The 17,341-nt window shown below is 69.6% G+C and carries 23 protein-coding genes; 12 read left to right on the top strand and 11 right to left on the bottom strand.

Going from position 1 to position 17,341, the window contains the following annotated elements:
• Nucleotides 1-14: 14 nt before the first annotated feature.
• The gene (locus tag MWN52_RS10905) at nt 15-995 is read left to right on the top strand and encodes an RluA family pseudouridine synthase (RefSeq protein WP_286574665.1); all 981 of its coding nucleotides are present in this window, start codon (nt 15-17) and stop codon (nt 993-995) included.
• Nucleotides 996-1,076: 81 nt separating this feature from the next.
• Here MWN52_RS10905 and MWN52_RS10900 read toward each other — a convergent pair whose 3' ends face one another.
• Nucleotides 1,077-2,276 carry a cation:proton antiporter gene (locus MWN52_RS10900; RefSeq protein ID WP_286574664.1) on the bottom strand — a complete coding sequence of 400 codons (1,200 nt, stop codon included), beginning with the start codon at nt 2,274-2,276 and terminating at the stop codon, nt 1,077-1,079.
• Between the two features lie 198 nt (nt 2,277-2,474).
• Here MWN52_RS10900 and MWN52_RS10895 point away from each other — a divergent pair, with 198 nt between their 5' ends.
• From MWN52_RS10895 to MWN52_RS10885, 3 genes are all read left to right on the top strand, one after another.
• Entirely contained in the window at nt 2,475-3,332 is an 858-nt protein-coding gene (locus MWN52_RS10895) for a PA4780 family RIO1-like protein kinase (RefSeq protein WP_130517991.1), read from the top strand.
• A gap of 92 nt (nt 3,333-3,424) precedes the next feature.
• Nucleotides 3,425-5,182, top strand: a complete 1,758-nt coding sequence (locus MWN52_RS10890; protein ID WP_286574663.1) for a M1 family metallopeptidase — start codon at nt 3,425-3,427, stop codon at nt 5,180-5,182.
• Between the two features lie 115 nt (nt 5,183-5,297).
• Nucleotides 5,298-5,993: an SGNH/GDSL hydrolase family protein gene (locus tag MWN52_RS10885; protein WP_286577720.1), complete on the top strand. Its 696-nt coding sequence runs from the start codon at nt 5,298-5,300 to the stop codon at nt 5,991-5,993.
• A 16-nt stretch (nt 5,994-6,009) separates the two neighbouring features.
• On the opposite strand, the gene MWN52_RS10880 is transcribed toward MWN52_RS10885, so the two are convergent.
• The 5 genes from MWN52_RS10880 to MWN52_RS10860 all read right to left on the bottom strand — a co-directional run bounded on the left by MWN52_RS10880 (nt 6,010) and on the right by MWN52_RS10860 (nt 8,979).
• The gene (locus tag MWN52_RS10880) at nt 6,010-6,402 is read right to left on the bottom strand and encodes an MliC family protein (protein WP_286574662.1); all 393 of its coding nucleotides are present in this window, start codon (nt 6,400-6,402) and stop codon (nt 6,010-6,012) included.
• A 312-nt stretch (nt 6,403-6,714) separates the two neighbouring features.
• Nucleotides 6,715-7,182: a hypothetical protein gene (locus MWN52_RS10875; protein ID WP_286574661.1), complete on the bottom strand. Its 468-nt coding sequence runs from the start codon at nt 7,180-7,182 to the stop codon at nt 6,715-6,717.
• A 21-nt stretch (nt 7,183-7,203) separates the two neighbouring features.
• The gene (locus MWN52_RS10870) at nt 7,204-7,545 is read right to left on the bottom strand and encodes a DUF6152 family protein (protein WP_286574660.1); all 342 of its coding nucleotides are present in this window, start codon (nt 7,543-7,545) and stop codon (nt 7,204-7,206) included.
• Between the two features lie 117 nt (nt 7,546-7,662).
• Nucleotides 7,663-7,908, bottom strand: a complete 246-nt coding sequence (locus tag MWN52_RS10865; protein WP_286574659.1) for a DUF2789 domain-containing protein — start codon at nt 7,906-7,908, stop codon at nt 7,663-7,665.
• A 69-nt stretch (nt 7,909-7,977) separates the two neighbouring features.
• Entirely contained in the window at nt 7,978-8,979 is a 1,002-nt protein-coding gene (locus MWN52_RS10860) for a cupin-like domain-containing protein (protein WP_286574658.1), read from the bottom strand.
• 148 nt (nt 8,980-9,127) lie between these two features.
• Between MWN52_RS10860 and MWN52_RS10855 the strand changes: the two genes are divergently transcribed.
• Nucleotides 9,128-9,394 carry a DksA/TraR family C4-type zinc finger protein gene (locus MWN52_RS10855; RefSeq protein ID WP_130518006.1) on the top strand — a complete coding sequence of 89 codons (267 nt, stop codon included), beginning with the start codon at nt 9,128-9,130 and terminating at the stop codon, nt 9,392-9,394.
• Between the two features lies 1 nt (nt 9,395).
• Here MWN52_RS10855 and MWN52_RS10850 read toward each other — a convergent pair whose 3' ends face one another.
• Together MWN52_RS10850 and MWN52_RS10845 are read right to left on the bottom strand one after the other, a co-directional pair.
• A complete protein-coding gene (locus MWN52_RS10850; protein WP_286574657.1) occupies nt 9,396-9,968 on the bottom strand; it encodes a mechanosensitive ion channel domain-containing protein in 573 nt (190 codons plus the stop codon).
• A gap of 127 nt (nt 9,969-10,095) precedes the next feature.
• Entirely contained in the window at nt 10,096-10,620 is a 525-nt protein-coding gene (locus MWN52_RS10845) for a DUF1993 domain-containing protein (RefSeq protein ID WP_286574656.1), read from the bottom strand.
• 157 nt (nt 10,621-10,777) lie between these two features.
• On the opposite strand from MWN52_RS10845, the gene MWN52_RS10840 reads away from it, so the two are divergent.
• A complete protein-coding gene (locus MWN52_RS10840) occupies nt 10,778-11,056 on the top strand; it encodes a hypothetical protein (RefSeq protein ID WP_130518013.1) in 279 nt (92 codons plus the stop codon).
• A gap of 14 nt (nt 11,057-11,070) precedes the next feature.
• On the opposite strand, the gene MWN52_RS10835 is transcribed toward MWN52_RS10840, so the two are convergent.
• Together MWN52_RS10835 and MWN52_RS10830 are read right to left on the bottom strand one after the other, a co-directional pair.
• A complete protein-coding gene (locus MWN52_RS10835) occupies nt 11,071-11,520 on the bottom strand; it encodes a carboxymuconolactone decarboxylase family protein (protein WP_286574655.1) in 450 nt (149 codons plus the stop codon).
• Between the two features lie 153 nt (nt 11,521-11,673).
• Complete coding sequence (locus MWN52_RS10830) at nt 11,674-12,549, bottom strand: RNA polymerase sigma-70 factor (RefSeq protein ID WP_286574654.1); 876 nt, start codon at nt 12,547-12,549, stop codon at nt 11,674-11,676.
• Nucleotides 12,550-12,657: 108 nt separating this feature from the next.
• Here MWN52_RS10830 and MWN52_RS10825 point away from each other — a divergent pair, with 108 nt between their 5' ends.
• From MWN52_RS10825 to MWN52_RS10810, 4 genes are all read left to right on the top strand, one after another.
• The gene (locus MWN52_RS10825; protein ID WP_286574653.1) at nt 12,658-14,223 is read left to right on the top strand and encodes a fumarate hydratase; all 1,566 of its coding nucleotides are present in this window, start codon (nt 12,658-12,660) and stop codon (nt 14,221-14,223) included.
• Between the two features lie 79 nt (nt 14,224-14,302).
• The gene (locus MWN52_RS10820; protein WP_130533213.1) at nt 14,303-14,587 is read left to right on the top strand and encodes a hypothetical protein; all 285 of its coding nucleotides are present in this window, start codon (nt 14,303-14,305) and stop codon (nt 14,585-14,587) included.
• Between the two features lie 21 nt (nt 14,588-14,608).
• Nucleotides 14,609-15,247: a glutathione S-transferase family protein gene (locus MWN52_RS10815; protein WP_286574652.1), complete on the top strand. Its 639-nt coding sequence runs from the start codon at nt 14,609-14,611 to the stop codon at nt 15,245-15,247.
• A gap of 30 nt (nt 15,248-15,277) precedes the next feature.
• The gene (locus MWN52_RS10810; RefSeq protein WP_286574651.1) at nt 15,278-15,652 is read left to right on the top strand and encodes a hypothetical protein; all 375 of its coding nucleotides are present in this window, start codon (nt 15,278-15,280) and stop codon (nt 15,650-15,652) included.
• A gap of 3 nt (nt 15,653-15,655) precedes the next feature.
• Here the strand turns inward: MWN52_RS10810 and arsC are convergent, their stop codons facing one another.
• Nucleotides 15,656-16,036, bottom strand: a complete 381-nt coding sequence (gene arsC, locus MWN52_RS10805; RefSeq protein WP_286574650.1) for an arsenate reductase (glutaredoxin) — start codon at nt 16,034-16,036, stop codon at nt 15,656-15,658.
• Between the two features lie 218 nt (nt 16,037-16,254).
• Here arsC and MWN52_RS10800 point away from each other — a divergent pair, with 218 nt between their 5' ends.
• Together MWN52_RS10800 and MWN52_RS10795 are read left to right on the top strand one after the other, a co-directional pair.
• A complete protein-coding gene (locus MWN52_RS10800) occupies nt 16,255-16,743 on the top strand; it encodes a redoxin domain-containing protein (RefSeq protein ID WP_286574649.1) in 489 nt (162 codons plus the stop codon).
• A gap of 30 nt (nt 16,744-16,773) precedes the next feature.
• Nucleotides 16,774-17,310, top strand: a complete 537-nt coding sequence (locus MWN52_RS10795; RefSeq protein ID WP_286574648.1) for a DsbA family protein — start codon at nt 16,774-16,776, stop codon at nt 17,308-17,310.
• Nucleotides 17,311-17,341 lie beyond the last annotated feature (31 nt).

Below are 17,341 nucleotides of genomic sequence, written 5' to 3'. Positions count from 1 at the left end.
AGAAGCTGCCGGAAATGACCGTACCGCCACGCCCCGACTCGCCGCCCGCCCGCAGTGCCGTGCGCACGGTGGTCGTGCCCGCCGACCGCGATGGCCAGCGGCTGGATAATTTCCTGCTAGGCCAGCTCAAGGGCGCCCCGCGCAGCCTGGTCTACAAGCTGGTGCGCAGCGGCCAGGTCCGCGTGAACGGGGGCCGGGCCAAGGCCGAGCGCAAGCTCGCCGCCGGCGACGAGGTGCGGGTGCCCCCGGTCAGCCTGGAGGAGGCCGGGCCCAAATCGGCGCCGCCGGCCGGCTTCCTGGCGCGGATGGAGGCGGCGATCGTGTTCGAGGACGCCCGCCTGCTGGTCATCAACAAGCCCACCGGGGTGGCCAGCCACGGCGGCAGCGGCATCAGCCATGGCGCCATCGAGACCATGCGCGCCCTGCGCCCCAACCAGCCGCTGGAGCTGGTCCATCGCCTGGACCGGGACACCTCCGGCCTGCTGGTGCTGGCCAAGAAGCGCTCCGCCCTGACCGAGCTGCAGGCCCTACTGCGCGAGGACGCCGGCCCGGCCAAGGGCATCCGCAAGCGCTACCTGACTCTGCTGATCGGGCGCCTGCCCGACGGCACCATGACCGTCGACGCGCCGCTGCTGGTCGGCCTGCGCCAGGGCGGCGAGCGCCACGTTCAGGTCAACGACGGCGGCAAGCCCAGCGTCAGCCACTTCAAGGTGCTCGAGCGCCGCGGCGGCCAGTCCTACTGCGAAGTCCTGATCGAGACCGGCCGCACCCACCAGATCCGCGTCCACGCCCAGCACATCGGCCACCCGGTCGCCGGCGACGACAAGTACGGCAATCCGGAGGCGAACAAGCGCCTGCGCGAGCAGATCGGCCTCAAACGCCTGTTCCTGCACGCCGCCTCGCTGGAGTTCTCCCTCGACGGTGGCCGCACCCCGTACCTGCTCAACGCTCCGCTGGCCGACGATCTGGCTGCGGCGCTGGACGCGCTGGGCTAAGAGCAGGCGCGAGCGCAGAGCAGTGAGAAGTGAGTCAGGGCGAAAGCAATCCCCTTCTGCTCACTCCTCACTCCTCTTCACTCACTCCTGTTGTTTCGCCAGCCGCCGCAGACGCGGCGTGGCCATCGGGATGGAGAGCATGGTGCTCATCACGGCCATCAGCAGCAGAGCGGTGAAGGTGGCGCTGGTGATGATCGCCTTGTCCAGCAGGATGTTGGCGAAGATGATCATGATCAGGGCCTTGGTCTGCAGCAGCCAGCCGATCAGGCTGGCCTCGCCGGGCTTCCACTTCAGCAGGCGGCCGGCCAGGTGTACGCCGGCCAGCTTGCCGGCGACGGCGGCCACCAGCAGCGCCAGCGCGGCCAGGAACACGGTCGCGCCACCGACGCTCCAGGCGGTGCGCAGGCCGGTGCTCAGGAAGAACACCGGCATCATCACCAGCAGCACGTTGTGGCGCAGGCGGTCCATGTCGGCCTGGTCGAACCAGTGGGCGTCGATCACCACGCCGGCCAGGAACGCGCCGACCATGAAGTGCAGGCCCGACCAGTCCGCGCCGAACGCGCACAGCGCCAGCCAGATCAGCATCACATACCAGCGGTCGCGCTCGCCGATCGCGCGCATCAGCCTGCGGAACAGCACGCAGGCCACGGCGAAGCTGACCAGGAAGCCGACCTGTCGGCCGATCCGCTCCCAGTCCAGCAGGACCAGGGCCAGCACGCCCCAGATGGCGATGTCATCCAGGCTGGCATAGCGCAGGATGCGCTGGCCGATGGGCTGGCGCAGGATCGCCAGCTTCTCCATCAGCAGGATCAGGATCGGCAGTGCGGTCACCGCGCAGGCCATGCCCACGCCGGTGACGAACTGCCAGGATTGGCCCTGCGCACCGATCCAGCCCGGAAAGCGCAGCAGCCCGACCGCCGCCAGCCCGCCGAACAGCAGCGGCACGCCCAGCGCCAGGCCGGCGGTGATGCCGCTCTCGCGGCGGTTGGCCCAGGCCTGGCTGAGGTCCAGCTCGATCCCGGCGATCAGCACGAACAGCATCACCGCCCAGCCGCCCAGGCCGGTCAGGATCTGCACCACCTGCGGGGTGAACACGAATGCGTAATAGCCCGGCAGCGCCGCGCCCAGGATGCCCGGCCCGAGCAGGATGCCGGTGATGATCTGCACCACCACCAGCGGTGCGAAGTACTCGGTGCGGCCCAGCCGCCAGATCAGGAAGGGAACGCAGAAGATGATCGCCATGGCGATCAGGAACACTTCCATGGTGCTGATCGGATGCATCGGCGCTGTCGTCCCTTCGGCAGGTGCCGCGAGGGCGCGGCGGTGCGCGACTGTAGGGCCAGCCCGGCCGTCGCGACAAGCCCGAGGGCAGGCCGCCGGCTGTGAATCGCGATGGGATCTTCAACACCGCTCGCCCCGGGGATGCGACACTGGCCCGCCCGCAACGGACCTGCGACGCAAGTCCCCTGGCATGACGCGATGAAGACTCCCCCCGGCCTGCTGGCCTTGATCGACGATGGTGTGATCGACGAGGTGCTGCGACCGCTCAAGAGCGGCAAGGAAGCCTCGGTGTACGTGGTGCGTGCCGGCGACGAGGTGCGCTGCGCCAAGGTCTACAAGGACATGGCCCAGCGCAGCTTCCAGCAGCGCGTGCAGTACCAGGAAGGGCGCAAGGTGCGCGGCAGCCGCGAGGCCCGCGCCATGGGCAAGGCGACCAAGTACGGCCGCAAGCAGGCCGAGGTGGCCTGGAAGAACACCGAGGTCGATGCGCTCTACCAGCTGCGCGATGCCGGTGTGCGCGTGCCCGAACCCTTCGGCTACTTCCACGGCGTGCTGGTGATGGAGCTGGTGACCGATGCCGAGGGCTTCAGCGCCCCGCGCCTGGGCGAGGTCGAACTGGAAGCCGACCAGGCGCGCGCGTTCCATGCGGTGCTGATGCGCCAGGTGGTGCGCATGCTGTGCTGCGGCCTGATCCACGGCGATCTGTCCGAATACAACGTGCTCGTCGGTCCCGACGGCCCGGTGGTGATCGATTTCCCGCAGGTGGTCAGCGCCGGCGGCAACAACGCGGCGCGGCGCATGCTGCTGCGCGACGTCAACAATCTCACCGCCAGTCTGGGACGCTGGGCGCCGGAGCTGCTGGACACCTGGTATGGCGAGGAGATGTGGGCGCTGTTCGAGGCCGGTGCGCTGCAGCCGGACACGGTGCTGACCGGTGAGTTCACGCCCGATACGCGCACCGCCGATCTGGACGGCGTGCGCGAGGCGATCAACGAGGCGCGGATGGAGGCCATGATCCGTCAGCAGGGGCGCGAGGCCGCGGCCGAGGACGATTGAGCCAGGCATCCCGGCGGGCATGACTTCGGATGGATGCAGCGGCGGCGGTTTGCTGGCACGCTGCGCCGGTTTCCCTTTCCGCCAGGCCTGCCATGTCCCGTTCCCGTCTGCTCGTCTCCACCCTGGCGCTTGCGCTGGCCTGCGTGTCCCAGGCGCACGGCGCCGAGCTCAGTCCCGTGACCAAGCAGACCGGCCTGCCGCGCACGCCGGAGCAGCTGGCGGTGAGCTTCGAGCACGCCGACCTGGGCTTCAAGGTGATTCCCGACCAGCGCCGGATCGAGGGCGATGCGACGCTGACCTTCAAGGCGCTCTCCCCGCTGCAGGCGCTGGTGGTCGATCTGGATCCGGAATATGCGGTCAGCCGGGTCGAGGTGGACGGCAAGCCGGTGGCCCGCGAGGCCTGGCAGAACCCCGAAGGCCGCATGCGCGTGACCTTGCCGCGGCAGGTACCGGCCGGCGCCAGCGTCAAGCTGCGCGTGGTCTACGCGGGCCAGCCGCACGTGGCCAAGCGCGCGCCTTGGGACGGCGGCTTCGTCTGGGCGACCGCGCCCACCGGTGAACCGTGGGTGGCTTCGGCCATCCAGGGCGAGGGCTGCGATCTGCTGTGGCCGTGCATCGACCATCCGCAGGGCGAGCCCGCGCTGGTGGACGAGCACATCACCGTGCCCGCGCCGCTGGTGGCGCCGGGCAACGGCGTGTTCGTCGGCATGCAGGAGCGCAACGGCTGGCGCACCTACCACTGGCGCGCCAAGAACCCGGACACCTACGCCATCGCCCTGGACGTGGGCCCGTACGAGCAGCTCAGCGGCAGCTACAAGAGCCGCTACGGCAACACCATCCCGCTGGCCTACTGGTATCTGAAGGGCGACAAGGACGCGCAGGCCAAGGCGCTGTTCGACGAGCTGCCCAAGATGCTGGACTTCTTCGAGAGCCAGATCGGCCCGTATCCGTTCGGCGACGAGAAGGTGGGCGTGGTGCAGACCCCGCACCTGGGCATGGAACACCAGACCATCAACGCCTACGGCAACGACTACAAGAAGGACAAGTACGGCTACGACTGGCTGATGCAGCACGAGTTCTCGCACGAGTGGTTCGGCAACCAGCTGACCAACGCCGACTGGGACGACATGTGGCTGCACGAAGGCTTCGGCAGCTATATGCAGCCGCTGTACCTGCAGTACCTGCGCGGCGAGATGGACTACCACGCCGCGCTGCTGGACCAGCGCGCCGCGGTGACCAACCGCGTGCCGATCGTCAGCGGCAAGTCGCAGACCGAGGAGGCGGTCTACAACCGCGAGCACGGCGCGGGCCTGGACATCTATTACAAGGGCTCGCTGATGCTGCACACGCTGCGCTCGCTGATCGGCGACGAGGCGTTCTTCACCTCGATCCGTCTGGCGGTATACGGCAGCGCGCATCCGCGGCCGGGCCACTTCAAGCCGCGCTATGTCTCGACCAGGGACTATATCGACATCGTCAACAAGGTCACCGGCAAGGACTACGGCTGGTTCTTCGACGTGTACCTGTATCGTGCTGCGCTGCCGGAGCTGATCGCCGAGCGCGATGCCGGCGGCCTGTCGCTGCGCTGGAAGACGCCGGACGATCTGCCGTTTCCGATGCCGGTGGACGTGCGTATCGGCCCGACCAGCGGGCGCACCGTCACCGTGCCGATGACCGACGGCCGCGGCCACGTCGCGCTGCAGGACAACGACCTCTACACGCTGGACCCGCAGTCCAAGCTGCTGCGTGAGGAACCGCGCTTCGCCGCGGCGGTCAAGGATGCGGCCGAGCGCAAGGCGGCGGCGGACAAGGCCGCCGCCGACAAGAAGACGGACAAGCCCAAGCCCTGATCGGACGCTCCGGCACGAGGCGATAGACTGGTCCGCATGACATGCCTGGGAGGGACTCATGTTCAAGCGCGTATCGCCTCGTGCCGGCCTGCCGGTGTTGCTGTTGATCGCCGCGATGAGCGGCAACGCCTCCGCGCAGACGCCCAGCGCCGAACAGGTGCAGGCCATGCAGCGGCAGCTGGCCGACTGGCCGCGGCTGTCGCGCTACCGCGATGAGAACGCGGCGCTGGCCGCGCCGGCGCCCGGTGAGCGGCGCGTGGTGTTCTTCGGCGATTCGATCACCGAAGGCTGGGGAAAGACCGGAAGCGAGACGTTCTTCCCAGGCAAGTCCTACGTGAACCGCGGCATCTCCGGGCAGACCACGCCGCAGATGCTGGTGCGCTTCCGCCAGGACGTAATCGATCTCAAGCCCGCCGTGGTGGTGATCCTGGCCGGCACCAACGATATCGCCGGCAATACCGGGCCGGCCACGCCGCAGATGATCCAGGACAACCTGGCCTCGATGGCGCAGCTGGCCAAGGCCAACGGCATCACCGTCGTGCTGGCCTCGGTGCTGCCGGCCAGCGACTATCCGTGGAAGCCCGGCCTGCAGCCGGCGCCGAAGATCCGCGCGCTCAACGACTGGATCAGGCAATACGCCCAGCGCACCGGCGCGGTGTATCTGGACTACTACAGCGCGCTGGACAACGGGCAGGGCGGCCTGGATGCGAAGGTTTCCGGCGACGGCGTGCATCCCAACGCGGCCGGCTATGCGGTGATGGCGCCGCTGGCCCAGGCGGCCGTGCAGCGCGCGCTGCAGCAGGCGCGCTGACGCAGGTTGCGGTCCGTCAGCGCTGTGGCGCTTCCGGCGGGAGCGTCGTGCAGGTCTTGTCGTGGGGGTCCTGGGCGAGCGTCAGCGTGGCCCGGTCCATGCCCTTGGCCCAGAAGGCGTTGCCGGCATCGTCGGCGTAGCGCGCGCCATCGGCGGCGAGGGCGGGCTTGAGCACCAGCAGACGCGCGTCCAGCGTCACTTCGGCGCGCGCCTGGCCGAAGAAGGCCACGGCGATGCGGGTGCCCTCGCAGTCGTAGTCGGCGTGGCGGATCGGCGTGTCGGGCGGTGAGGCGTCCGGCGCTGTCTGCGGCGATGGAGCGGGAGCGGCGACTTCCGGGGTCGTTGTTGGCGCGCAGGCGGCCAGGGCCGCGGACAAGGCGATGGGTGCCAGCAGGATCAGGGATCGCAACGCGGAGCGCTCCTGCCGCCGTTGCGGCATATCGAACCAGGGGCCAGCCTAGCCGGGCCTGCCTGGCGCAGGATGATTGGTGGATGAAGCGGCCCGGGATCTGGCGCGTGGCTGGGATTTGGCGGCAAGCAGGCTTTCATTGCTTCACCCGCTGATCCGCGGCTCCTTCAGGTCGTCATTCCCGCGAAGGCGGGAATCCAGCTTTTGCTTTTGCTTCTGCTTCGAACGCCTCGCACCAAGCAATCCGCGACCTGGTCCAACCCCCTCCCGGCCTCCCCCTGCTGCGCAAGGGGAGGGGCGGAGCGCGCGGGCTCAGGTGTAGGCGATCATCCGGCCGGCGACCAGGATGGTCGGCCACGCCAGCAGCGAGAGCGCGGCCATGGCGCGTCCCAGCGGCGGCGGGCGATGGCGCCAGGCTTGCAACCTTCCGCCGAAGCACAGGCGGAAGACCAGCGCGTTGATCACCGCCACGGCGATGGCGATCAGCTTGAACTGCATCATGCGGTTGCCGAGCAGGGCGGTGGCGTCGGCGCTGAACAGCATCGCGCCGGTGACCACCAGCACCAGCAGCCCGACGATGCCCAGCGGCGTGAGCAGGCGCGAGACCTGTTCCAGCTCCAGCCGCCGGCCGAAGCCCAGCAGGCGCAGGTCGAGCAGGCCGATGCTGCCGAGCAGCAGCACCAGCCCGCCCAGATGCAGCACGTTGGCGAAGGGATAGCCCCAGCCGGCCCGCATCCACTGGCCCAGCGCGGAGGCTTCCAGCTGTTGGGCCCAGGCCATCGCGTCCATGGCGCTGCGAGATCAGCGCAGTTCGATGGTCTTGCCGTCCACGGTGATGCGTTCGGCGCGCAACTCGGCCGTGCCGTCCAGGCGCGGATAGCCTTCGATCGTGACGGTCTTGCCGACTACGAGCGCGCCGTCCGGCAGGCCGCGCGAGGTCATGCGGCTGATCGGCGCCAGCACCGCGTTCCAGCGCTTGCCCTGGTAGTCGACGCCGACTTCGGCATGCGGGTTGCGGTACTGCACCTGGGCGAGCGGTGCGGAGATATTCAAGGTCTTGTTGGCGTCATAGCTGCTCCAGCCGTGGTGGGCCAGGGCGGGCAGGGCGATGAGCGCAGCGAGCAACACGGGCAGACGACGCATGGCGCAACTCCGGGCGGTGTCGGGTGTGTGCCGGTGATAGCACGCGTGCGCTTGGGTTCCCGGCAAATGCGCCGCTGCAGGCATGACAATCAGGTCAGGCCCGGATCGCCTGAGGATTCAGGCCTCGGGCGTGGCGTGCAGGGCGACATTGAGCTGATCGACCACCACGGCCCAGTCGGCATCGTCGATGCGTTCTTCGCGCAGCAGCTGAGCCTGGGCCGGCGACCAGAACGGGGCCTCCTCCAGACGCATGGCATTGGGCAGCGGCGCGTGTTCGGCGATGAAGGCGCGGATGCTGCGCTCGTCCGAGGCCAGGCCGAGCTGGGCGAACAGTTCGGAAAAGGGATGGACGGTCTGTTCCATGGTCAAGCTCCGCAAGGTGAAAGGAGAGGGTGACGGCGCCCGCGTCAACGCGGGATCAGCGCCGCGGGACTAGAGTGAACTGGCGATGCGCTGGCGCAAGGCCGCCAGGGCCTGCGCATCGAGCGCGCCCAGCACGCCGCGCCTGGCTTCGGGGATATGCGCGGCCGGGTCTTCCTCGCCGAAGACGTAGTGCTCCAGCAGCGCCCGCCAGGCCTGACGCTCGTGCGTGGGCAGGCCGGCGAAGGCCAGGCGCGCGTGCAGCAGCGCCACGATGCCGGGGCTGGGGGCGCGGCCATCGGCCAGGGTCGGCTGCCACCAGAAGTTCACCAGCGCGTTCAGGCGCTCCAGCGAGGCGACGTGGTGCCACCACAGCGGCGGCAGGTACAGCGCATCGCCGGGCGCCAGTTCGGCGACGAAGGCGTGTTCGCGCGCCTGGGCCAGGCGCGGGAACTGCGCCGTGTCATCGTCCAGGTCGGCCAGACTGATCGCCGCACCGGTCGGCGCGAAGTCCAGCGGGCCGATGTAGAGATTGCGCACCTGCTCGGGCGCGAACACGCTGAAACGCCGCCGCCCGCAGACGACCACGGCGATGTTGTGGAAGGCGTCGAAGTGCGCCGGCGTGGTGACCCGGTTGCCCAGCCACAGCCGCGGCGCAATGGTGGCCGGCAGGCCCTCGATCGCATGGTCGGCCAGCAGGCCGGGCAGGCAGCCGGCGATCGGTGCGCTCTGCAGGGCCACGCCGTGTACCGGGCCTTCGCGGCGGCTGTACTGCGCCAGCCGGGTCAGCACATCGGTCACCGACACCTTGAAGTGCTGGTAGTTGAAGCCCTCCAGCGTGGCGTCGTAGCCGACCAGGCCGTTGGCCTCCGGCGGCATCAGCAGCGTGTCCACCGCCGCGCCGCTGTCGTGCGCGGCCAGCAGTTTGGCGAACTCGGTGTCCGAGCGCCGCGCCGCCTGCACCATCGGCCAGTGCGCGCACAGGCCGCGCAGGACCAGCGGCGTGCCGCGCTCGACCAGCATGGCCGGGTCGACTGCGCCGGCGTCGCGAAGTTCTTCGATGGCAGACGGCATGCGCGGGCGGCCCGGCGGCGGTGGAGCCGTGCATGCTAGCGAAACCGCACCGATCCGGTCGGGCGAGGGCGTCTGGCCCGCGCGGCTCGCTGCGGATTCATCTGGATCGGCGTAGGGTCGGGGACTCGTCCACAGGCAGGAGACGGCCATGGCCACCGGTTGGGCCAACGATGGCGCGGTGCAGGACCAGATCGATGCGACGGTGAAGGACGCGATCCAGCGCGCCCGCAGCCAGTTGCCCAGCGGTCCCGGGCTGACCCATTGCGAAGAATGCGATGCCCCGATCCCGAAGGCGCGACGCGACGCCATCCCCGGCGTGCGCCTGTGCGTACAGTGCCAGGCCGCGCACGACGCCGAGCAGAAGTCCGCCAGCGGCTACAACCGCCGCGGCAGCAAGGACAGCCAGCTGCGCTGAGTCAGCTGCCGGCGATGCGCTGCGCGTCGCGCCAGCGGCGGATGCCGCGCTGGAAGAACCAATTGTTGGGCACCTGCACCGAGGTGGCCGGCGCGCCGTCGCCGGCCGCTTCTTCCTGTAGGGTGGTGTAGAGCAGGTTGACGTCGATCACCTTGCCCTTGATGCCGGGCTTCTCGCCGTTCTCGAGCAGTTCCACCGTTTCGTACAGGCGGAACGGACGCACGATGAAGATCAGGAACGTGCAGAAGATATTGGACAGCACGCTCCACGCGGCGAAGAAGGCCACCGCGCCCACCGTCGCAAAGCCGGTGAACGCCGTCCACAGCACGGTGCCCGACACGCCAAGACGCTCCAGGATCAGCAGGGTGGCCGCCATCAGCAGCACAATGTTGAGCACCCGGCGCACGCCCATGGCCAGCTCGGGCGGCAGGTCGTAGCGCGCTGCGGCCCGGCCAATCAAGCGCTTGAGCAACAGCTGCAGCAGCCGCGTCAGCAGCAGGATCAGCAGGACCTGCGCGACGGGCAGGATCACGCCCAGCCAGTCCTGCAGCAGCGGGGGAAACGGGATCTTCATCTTCGGCACAACGGATCGCACAAGCGGTCGACCATGATGCCAACCCTGCGCAGGGCCGGCAAAGCTGGCGATCGCGGGTCCGCTGCGCACACCGGCGCGAGGCTGCGCCGGTGCGCCGGCGTGAAGCTCACTCGGTGATCGGCGTGCCGACCGGGCCCAGGTAGTCGAGCTTGCCGACGGGCACGCCGTGGTGGCGCAGGATGTCGTAGGCGGTGACTACGTGGAAATAGAAGTTCGGCAGACCGAACTGCAGCAGATAGTCCACGCCTTCCAGGCGCGTGCCCAGCTTGCCGAACTTCAGCGTGATCTCGCGCGTGGCGCCGCCATCGATCTGTTCGGGCGTCAGCGAGGCCAGATAGTCGGCGGTGGCCTGGATGCGCGCCTGCAGCTCCTCGAAGGTCTGCTCGGTGTCGGCCAGCTTGGGCGAGGGCACGCCGGACAGGCGCTCGCCCGTGCCCTTGGCGGTGTCGCTGACGCGCTGCACCTGCGCCGCCAGCGGCAGCATGTCCGGCGCCAGCCGGCCCTGGATCAGCGTGGCCGGGTCCAGTCCGGCCTCGGCGGCGTGGCGCGCGCCGCGTTCCAGCACATGCGAGAGCTGGCGCAGGCCGCGCTGCAGGGACGGGATGGCGACTTGGTAAAGGGACAGCGACATGGTGTGTTCCGGGCTGGAGATGAGCGCGCAGCCTAGCGCCGTCCCCCCGCCCACGCAGCGCCCGTCACGAAGACGCGGCGTTGCAGGCCGATGGCCTTGTGTGAACGCAAGGCCGACCCGCGCTGCAGCCGGGCGCGGCGACGGGCACAATCGGACGATGCGCCACGTGCTCCCCCTGTTCTGCAATGCCCTGGCCCTGCTGCTGTTCGGCATCGGATTGACCGGGCCGCTGGTGCCCAAGGGCGGCACGCCCGGCTGGTGGGTCCAGATGGGCTTCGGCGCCGCGCCGATCGCGCTGCTGTTCGTCTGCGGCTATGCCGCGCGCGGCTGGCCGGCGCGGATCGCCTTCGTGCTGCAGGGCGCGGTGCTGCTGGCGGTACTGCTGGCGATCCTGTCGATCCAGGCCGGCGCGTTGGGACTGCCGCCGCCGCGCTGACGGCGGCGGGCGCCTCACGGCATCTGCGGCTGCAGGCCCACGCCGAGCCGGTTCCAGGCGTTGATGGTGGCCACGGCCATGGTCAGGGTGGCGATGGCTTCCTCGTCGAAGTGCGCCTGCAGCGCCTGGTACGCGGCCTCTTCCGGTTCGCCCGAGGGCAGGGTGGTCAGGCCCTCGGCCCAGGCCAGCGCGGCGCGCTCGCGGGCGTCGAACAGGCGGCTGTCGCGCCAGGCCGCCACGGTATCGAGCTTGCGCGGCTCCACGCCGGCCTTGCGCAGCGCCGTGGCATGCATGTCCAGGCAGTAGGCGCAGCCGTTGAGCTGCGAGACGCGCAGGAATACCAGCTCCACCAGCGTGTGTTCGAGCACGCCCGCGTGGACGTGCTGGCTGAGCGTCAGCAGCGCCTGGGCGGCCTTGGGCAGATGGCGGGTGTAGTCGATGCGGGCGAAGGTGGTGGCGCTCATGCAAGATCCTTTCGGCGTGGCGACCGACAGGGCCGCCTTCCCTGCAAGGACGCGCCAGAGGTGGCTCGCGTGACAGCCCCCGCATCTCTTTCCGCACAGGGGAGGTTGAACAAGATCACCGCCCGGTTAGAACTCGGACACGCACGGTCGGCGCTACGGGCGGCCTGCCTGGACCGCCACCGCAGCCAGCTTGTCCGGATTCATCAGGGTCAGGATGTCGCTGATGCGCTCGCCATCGCTGACCAGCATGGTCAATGAGTGCAGCTGGCCGTCCACGAAGCGCAGGATCGCCGGCTCGCCATCGACCCAGCCCACGCGCGCCTCCACCTGCGCACCACGCCGGGCGATGGCCCAATAAAGCCGCGCGATGCGCCCGGCGCCCAGCAGCGGGCGCAGCGCAGCGGTGACCTTGCCGCCACCGTCGGACACCAGCCGCGCATCGGCGCGCAGCAACGCGGCAATGGCCGCCTGGTCGCCGGACTGCGAGGCAGCCATGAACTTTTCCAGCAGGCGGCGATGGCGTTCGGCCGGCACCTCGAACCGCGCGTGCCCGGCCTGCAGCCGCGCGCGGGCCCGGTGCACCAGCTGCCGGCAGTTGGCCTGGCTGTGGCCCAGCAGCGCGGCGATCGCCTCGTAGTCGTAGTCGAACACTTCCTTGAGCAGGAAGGCCGCGCGCTCGTCCGGCCCCAGCCGCTCCAGCAGTGCCATCAAGGCCCAGGACACCGATTCGGCCTGCTCGGCGCGTTCGGCCGGGTCGGGCGCCAGCGCCACCTGCAGCGGCTCGGGCAGCCATGGGCCGACGTAGTCGATGCGGGCGTTGCGCACCGCGCGCAGCCGGTCCAGCGCCAGGCGCGTGGTGGCGGTGGCCAGCCAGGCCTCCTCGTCGCGGATCTCCTTCTGCGCCGCGCCCTGCCAACGCAGCCAGGCCTCCTGGACCACGTCCTCGGCCTCGGCGCGGCTGCCCAGCAGGCGATGGGCCAGCGCCAAGAGGCGGGAACGGTGCGTTTCGAAACGGATGGCGGGTCGCATGAGTCCCAGGACGCGGGAGCGGGCGCCGGTGTGACAGCGGGGCCGGCGCGGCAGTTTGGCCTAAAATGTCGGGATTCCTCACTCCCCACCGCTAGCGTCGAGCCAGCCATGAACCTCCACACCCATGCCGCCCCGCCGGCGTCCACCGCGCCGGTGTCGATCCGGCAGGAAGACCTGATCCAGTCCGTGGCCGATGCGCTGCAGTACATCAGCTACTACCACCCGGTGGACTACATCAAGAATCTCGCCGCCGCCTACGAGCGCGAGGAATCGCCGGCCGCCAAGGACGCCATCGCCCAGATCCTGATCAACTCGCGCATGTGCGCCGAAGGCCACCGCCCGATCTGCCAGGACACCGGCATCGTTACGGTGTTCCTCGAGATCGGCATGAACGTGCGCTGGGACGACGCCACGATGGGCGTGGAGGACATGGTCCACGAGGGCGTGCGCCGCGCCTACAACGACCCGGACAACAAGCTGCGCGCCAGCGTGCTGGCCGATCCGGCCGGCAAGCGCATCAACACCCGCGACAACACGCCGGGCGTGGTCAACGTCAAGGTGGTGCCGGGCAACAAGGTGGAGGTGATCGTGGCGGCCAAGGGCGGCGGCTCGGAGGCCAAGTCCAAGTTCGCCATGCTCAATCCCTCCGACTCGATCGTGGACTGGGTCCTCAAGACCGTGCCCACCATGGGCGCCGGCTGGTGCCCGCCGGGCATGCTGGGCATCGGCATCGGCGGCACCGCCGAGAAGGCGATGCTGCTGGCCAAGGAAGCGCTGATGGAGCCGATCGACATCGTCGACCTGCAGGCCCGCGGCGCCTCCAACCGCGCCGAGGAGCTGCGCCTGGAGCTGTACGAGAAGGTCAACGCGCTGGGCATCGGCGCCCAGGGCCTGGGCGGCCTGACCACGGTGCTGGACATCAAGGTCAAGGACTATCCGACCCACGCGGCCAACCTGCCGGTGGCCTTGATCCCCAATTGCGCCGCCACCCGCCACGCCCACTTCACCCTGGACGGCAGCGGTCCGGTAATGCTCGACCCGCCCTCGCTGGAGGACTGGCCGACGCTGACCTACAACCCGCAGGGCGCGCGTCGCGTGGACCTGGACACCATCACCGCCGAGGAGGTCACCACCTTCAAGCCCGGTGAGGTGCTGCTGCTCAACGGCAAGTTGCTCACCGGCCGCGACGCCGCGCACAAGCGCATGGTGGACATGCTCAACCGCGGCGAAACGCTGCCGGTGGACCTCAAGGGTCGCTTCATCTACTACGTCGGACCCGTAGACCCGGTGCGTGACGAGTGCGTCGGCCCGGCCGGCCCGACCACGGCCACGCGCATGGACAAGTTCACCCGGCAGATGCTGGAGCAGACCGGCCTGCTGGGCATGGTCGGCAAGGCCGAGCGCGGCCCGGCAGCGATCGAGGCCATCCGCGACAACAAGGCGGTCTATCTGATGGCGGTCGGCGGTTCGGCCTATCTGGTGTCCAAGGCGATCAAGGCCGCGCGCGTGCTGGCCTTCGAGGACCTGGGCATGGAGGCGATCTACGAATTCGAGGTCAAGGACATGCCGGTCACCGTGGCGGTTGATGCCACCGGCGAGTCGGTGCACAAGACCGGCCCGCGCCAGTGGCAGGCAAGGATCGGCAAGATTCCGGTGGTGGTCGAACCGGCGTAAGCGCCGGGGCGCCAACGCGTGCAGGACAGCAGGGCCGGCGTGCATACTCCGGCCCTGTTCGTTTGCGGCAGGAGGGGTGGTGAAAGCATGGATCCTGGCGGCGTGTCTGCCGCTGCTCGCCGCCTGCGCCAGCACCGATCCCGGCGTGTCCGAGACCACGTTGCTGCGCCCGGCCACCCCGCAAGGCCAGGCCTGCGCGCGCCAGTGCGACACGCTGCGCGCGGCCTGCACCGGCGCGCCGATGCACAGCGCGCCCGCCACGCTCGGCGGCGCCCGCTCCGATCCCAAGCCGACGGCGGCCTCCTGCGCCACCACGCACCGCGACTGCGTGCTGGACTGCGGCGGCCGCCTGGTCGGCGACTGACCACCCCAGCCAGACCATCCCATGACCGACGCCGTTCTCTACTACAGCCCCAGCACCGCCAGTCTGGTCGTGCATTGGCTCCTGATCGAACTGGACATCCCGCACCGGCTGGAGCTGGTCGATTTCGACACCCGCGCGCAGCGATCGCCCGAGTACCTCCGGCTCAACCCGCAGGGCCGCGTGCCCACGCTGGTGCTGGACGGGCAGGTCCTGACCGAGTCGGCCGCCATCGTCATGCACCTGGCCGAACTGTATCCGCAGGCCGGCCTGGCCCCAGCCGTGGGCACGCCGGAGCGCGCCGCGTACTACCGCTGGCTGTTCTTCTGCGCCTACACGCTGATGCCGGCGTATCGCAGCTGGTTCTATCCGGACGAACTGGCGGGCGAGGTCAACATCGAACCGGTCAAGGCCGCCGCGCGCGCTGCGCTTGAGTACGCCTGGCAGCAGGTGGCCGACCACCTGGAAGCCAACGGCCCCTACCTGCTGGGCGAGCAGCGCAGCGCGGCCGATTTCGTGCTGACCATGCTGATGCGCTGGTCGCGCTACATGCCACGGCCCACCGACGACTGGCCGGTGCTCAAGGCCTTTGCGGCGCGGATGAAGGCCTTGCCGTCTTTCCACGAGACCTACCGCCGCGAAGGCATCACCGACTGGCAGTAGATCCGGTCCGTTGCCATAGGGAGGGTGACGATGGGAAACGGTCTGCTGATTCGTGCCGTGGCGATCCTGCTGTGCGCCGCGGCGCTGAGCGGTTGCTGGGCCGACAAGGTGCATCGGCCGGCCAGTGCGGCCGGTGCCCTCTGTGCCGAGCAATGCGACCAGCAGCGCCTGCAGTGCAATAACGCGGCCGAGTCCCTGGCGCTGAGCGCACGAGGCAGTTGCCAAACGCAGCGGGATCACGTCGAGCAGCGGTGCTCGCCCTGGGTGAAGGATGCGGACAAACAGCGCTGCCAGCGAGTCAATAATCCGGGCGGCCCGACATGCGTCGATCCCAGTCCCGATTACGCCAGCTGTACCAGCACCTGGCGCGGCTGCATCACCTCGTGCGGCGGCTGGTTCGAGTAGCCCTCAGTCCGTCAACAGCGTCAGCACCTGCTCCGGCGGTCGGCACAGCCGCGTCCCGCGTGCGGTGATCACGATGGGGCGGTTGATCAGCACCGGATGGCGCAGCATGGCCTCGATCAGCCCCGCGTCGTCGATGCCCGGATCGTCCAGGCCCAGCTGCGCGTACTCGGGCTCCTTGCGGCGCATGAGTTCGCGCAGGGGCTGGCCGGTGGCCGCCAGCGTCGCGGTCAGCGTGGCGCGATCCGGCGGGTCGCTGAGGTAGTCGACGATATGCGGCTCGATGCCGGCCTGGCGGATCAGCTCCAGCGCCCCGCGCGAATTGCCGCAGCGCGGGTTGTGCCAGATCACCACGATCTGCGGATCATGACTCGGCGTCTGGCTCATCGCGCGCCGCCCCCGCGCAGCCGTGCGGAACGCGGTGGCTCGGTGCCGGGATCGTGCATCGCGGAGTTCCTTGAGAAGGCCTGGGACGGCCGACCATTCTACGTGAGGCCAGGGAGAGGTCCGCGCCGAACGGGCGCGCGACCAGGCCGGTCTTCCTGACGCCATGTTTCCAGTCGCTGCGCGACAGTGGGCTGCATCCGGTCGACAGGAACGCTGCCATGTCCGCCTCAGACAGTCCCATAGCCGTTCTCCCGGCCGGCACGCAGGCGCCGGATTTCAGCCTCAATGCCACACCCGACCAGGTGCTCGCGCTGCATGAGCTGCGCGGCCGGCCGGTCGTGCTGGTGTTGTATCCGGCGGACTGGAGCCCGGTCTGCGGCGACGAGCTGGTGCTGTTCAACACCGCCCTCCCGTTGATCGCCAAGTCCAGGGCCACGGTGCTCGGCATCTCGGTGGACAGTGTCTGGTGCCACCAGGCCTTCATCGCCGACCGCAAGCTGGGGTTCGAGCTGCTGTCGGACTTCGAAGCCAAGGGCGCCGTCGCCCGACGCTACGGCGCCTACGACGCCGAGCACGGCTACTGCAAGCGCGCCCTGTTCGTGATCGATGCACAGGGCACGATCGCCTGGAGCTATCTCTCGCCGACCGCGATCAATCCCGGCGTGGACGGCGTCCTCGACGCGCTCGACGCCCTGCCCAAAGGCTAAAGGCCGAGCCGGCCGCACAAGGAGACTGCCATGTCCACGCTCCGCATCCCGGTCGGCCCCGACGACCACGCCCAAGGCCCGGCCGAGGCGCCGGTCACGCTGGTCGAGTACGCCGACTACCAGTGTCCGTACTGCGCCCAGGCCTTCCCGGTCGTGCGGCAGCTGCAGGACCGCTTCGGCCACGATCTGCGGCTGGTGTTCCGCAATTTCCCGCTGAGCCAGGCCCATCCCCAGGCCTTGCCGGCTGCGCTGGTGGCCGAATTCGCCGGCCAGCACCGCAAGTTCTGGCCGGCCCACGACGCGCTGTTCGAAAACCAGGACCGCCTCGGCGGATCGCTATACGCCGAACTCCTGGAAGCCCTGGGGCTGGGGGCCGATGCGCTCGAGTCGGCGCTGCAGTCGCGCCCGCTGCTCGAACGCGTCCAGGCCGACTTGAACGGCGGCCTGCGCAGCGGCGTGAACGGCACGCCGGCGTTCTTCCTCAACGGCCAGCGCTACGACGTGCGCAGCGGCTTCGACGAACTGGCGGCGCCGATCGAAGCCCTGATTGCCCAGTCGAGGGCTTGAAGCGCGCTGGCACGCCGCTGCGCGCCAGCGC

Origin of the sequence: Pseudoxanthomonas winnipegensis (assembly GCF_030322905.1) — a bacterium.
GTDB classification, from domain to species: Bacteria; Pseudomonadota; Gammaproteobacteria; order Xanthomonadales; family Xanthomonadaceae; genus Pseudoxanthomonas_A; species Pseudoxanthomonas_A winnipegensis.
The sequence above is the reverse complement of the archived record's forward strand: the minus strand, read 5'-3'. Positions and strand labels throughout refer to the sequence as shown.